The organism is Candidatus Symbiopectobacterium sp., from assembly GCF_020054415.1.
GTDB lineage: Bacteria > Pseudomonadota > Gammaproteobacteria > Enterobacterales > Enterobacteriaceae > Symbiopectobacterium.
This window is the reverse complement of sequence record NZ_JAHWCO010000422.1, coordinates 1-2,626: the sequence shown is the minus strand read 5'-3', so window position 1 is coordinate 2,626 and position 2,626 is coordinate 1. Positions and strand designations below refer to the sequence as shown.

Here is a 2,626-nt window from a genome sequence, read left to right as displayed (position 1 = left end):
GTCCAGTGAAACGACGGATCCTCGCAACGCAAAATCATGCAGTTAGGCCTCATGAGAAAACTGTACACCTGAGGTGACAAGCATTTTCTACCAAAACTGGCTTGGCAAAACAGCATGACTCACTATTATTCAACAAAGCCTTCCCACTGCTGTTTTTTACTGGGAACAAACTTATCACGCATGACATAACTTGTTGATTATAAATATGTTCCCACTGTTCCCACCTGGGAACAACTGGTGGAAACAGAAAAAGGTCTTTTAAATCAATCGTGTTCCCTGTGTTCCCACTGTTCCCACCAAAATATAATACTCGTGCGAGATACTTCCATTCTGGAAGGCTAAGCCTATCAATGATAACCCCGTTTTAACGGTCAGCACCGATCATTCTTTCCCCCGCCACTGCCCATCATCCGACGACATCGCTTTTAAGTACGTACATCCATTTAAGACCTGTCTCCGGGAGCCTTATCTTTCTCTGGAGACGCTTTTCATCATCATCCGTCATCAGCCAACCTTCATGCTTGCATAGGCGGGCGGTTTTTGCCGTATCAGACGTGCCACAGATCTCTTTCCAACTGCTGGAGAAAATGAAAAAGATTGTCTCCAGCTCTCTGGTATTGTTACCTTTTTCCGTGCGCCGGAAACCGACCATGTTCACCGGACGACTTTTTTCGTCGTACCAGTCGGCAAAGCGTGTGTACTGATTGGCAGTAATAAACCGGCGAACTTTCTCCAGTGCGTCCGCATCTTCCTGATTGCCGATATGGCCGCGATCCTTTATCCATGCTTCCAGGCATTTTCGTGCGGCAGTCTCTGCCTCTCCGGGTTTCCAGCCAGTGACTCCGGCTTCCGTTGCCAGTTCACCGGCGACCGCGAGAAGGGCGAAACGCCCGACCACGCGCCCAACTTGATTACCTGCATACTCAGTCAGGAGTGTTTTTTCATATTTTTTTCTGAGTGACCTTGCACGCTCCGCCACCTCAGTAAGATTGCTGGTCAACCAGCGCAACCAGTCGCGGAAAACTGCGCCGTGGTACTGCGCGCTGGTCTGCTCAAGGTATTCAGCAAACGCCTTGCCGTCGCCGAATCCGTGAAGCTCTTCAAAGGCACCAAATCGGCCTGTATTACTGGGTATCTGCACCATTCTTACCCCGACACCGGCACCGGTACGCCGTTCCCCGGCCTCAGTCGCATGTTCAGCAATTGAAATCTCGCCCGTAGAAAGAAACAACAGTGTCCACTGAACCTGTTCACGCGGACTGCCGTCCACCCTGGCCCTTGCTTTTCCCTTGCCGTTTCCCAGCATGTAGGCAATACGCCCGGCCTCCTTACCGTCAACCTCGCTGATTTCATCAAGCATAAGCGCGGCATCATTGCGCCGCAGCGCGATACCTTCCAGCGCGTTTCCCGTCGCACGCCATGTTTTCCAGTAATCCCGGTCACCACAGACAGAGGCGGCCACCTTCATTGTGGTTGTCTTGCCATCGGAGGATTCCCCCTTAAGGTGATAACCGCCTCCGTCCATACCGGTTAGCGCCAGCAGGGGGGCCGCAAACGCCAGACTGACGCAAAACGCCAGGCGGGAATTACCCGCGCAGTAGCGGCCAATATGCTCAATCCACTCCTGGGTATTACCGGCTACTCTAAAATCATTTCGGGACGAACGGGCGGCCTGAAAAATAACGGTTCCGGCTTCGCTCCCAATGACCTCACCATTGAGTACATAAGACCCGCCATACCAGCCAGTTTTCTCAACGCAGGTCACTTTACGCACCGGGCGACAGGTGGCGATGTACTCCATCAGCAGCCCGCGCGCCGTCCCGTTCACTCTGATAAAATGGAGTCCATTTTCAAGTAACACTTCGCGCAAATCCTGCCCGGCCCCGGCAAGTACCGTCATGGGCATGGCCCATTCATGCCGGGTGCCGTTGGAATCCTCCCATTCAAGCAAGCGTCCAAAGTTGCCACCATCTGTATCACAGGTAATGGCGGTCACTTTCAGCGGGCTGCAAATTTTAATCTGCTGCACCTGTCCGCTCTCGCTTCCGTCATTGCGGGTACGCTCGCACCACAGAAATTCTTTCGTCAGCCTGAAGCCGGGAGGCAGGCGGGTCTCCGTGTCACCAGGATTAAACATTTCTTCCGCAAAGGCTTCCAGCGCCCGCTGGACGCCAAAATCACGGCGGTAATCGTCCCAGTCTGCTTTTGCACTGCCGGGGGGAATACTGACCCAGCCTTTTACGGCGAGCGCCGCTTTGATTGCCACTTCCCGCCCTTCATTGGGCTTGCCGTCCATAAAATCATTATCACCGGCAATAATGATCTGCGTTTCAGGCCACTTTTCCCGCACGGCCTCTGCCGCCGCCTTGAGGTTGGTTTTTGACAGTGCCGCCAGCGGCCACGCATCACTGAGCAACGAAACGGAAACAGCCGTACCGTAGCCCTCTGCAATAACAACTTTCTCGGGCGATCCTTCCGGAAAATCACACACCGGGATAAAACAGCCGGAATATTTAGACCCTTTCATCAGGTTCTTAACGCCATTACCGCTGATAAGCTGTATCCCGGTTATGTTCCCCTGCGTGTTTTTAACCGACAGCATAAGGGAGCCAGACGGGTATTTCTC

General features: G+C 53.2%; 1 protein-coding gene. It reads right to left on the bottom strand.

Annotation, left to right across the window (positions count from 1 at the left end):
* Positions 1–406: 406 nt before the first annotated feature.
* Complete coding sequence (locus tag QZ506_RS12410) at positions 407–2,527, bottom strand: DUF927 domain-containing protein (RefSeq protein ID WP_291971421.1); 2,121 nt, start codon at positions 2,525–2,527, stop codon at positions 407–409.
* Between the last annotated feature and the right edge of the window lie 99 nt (positions 2,528–2,626).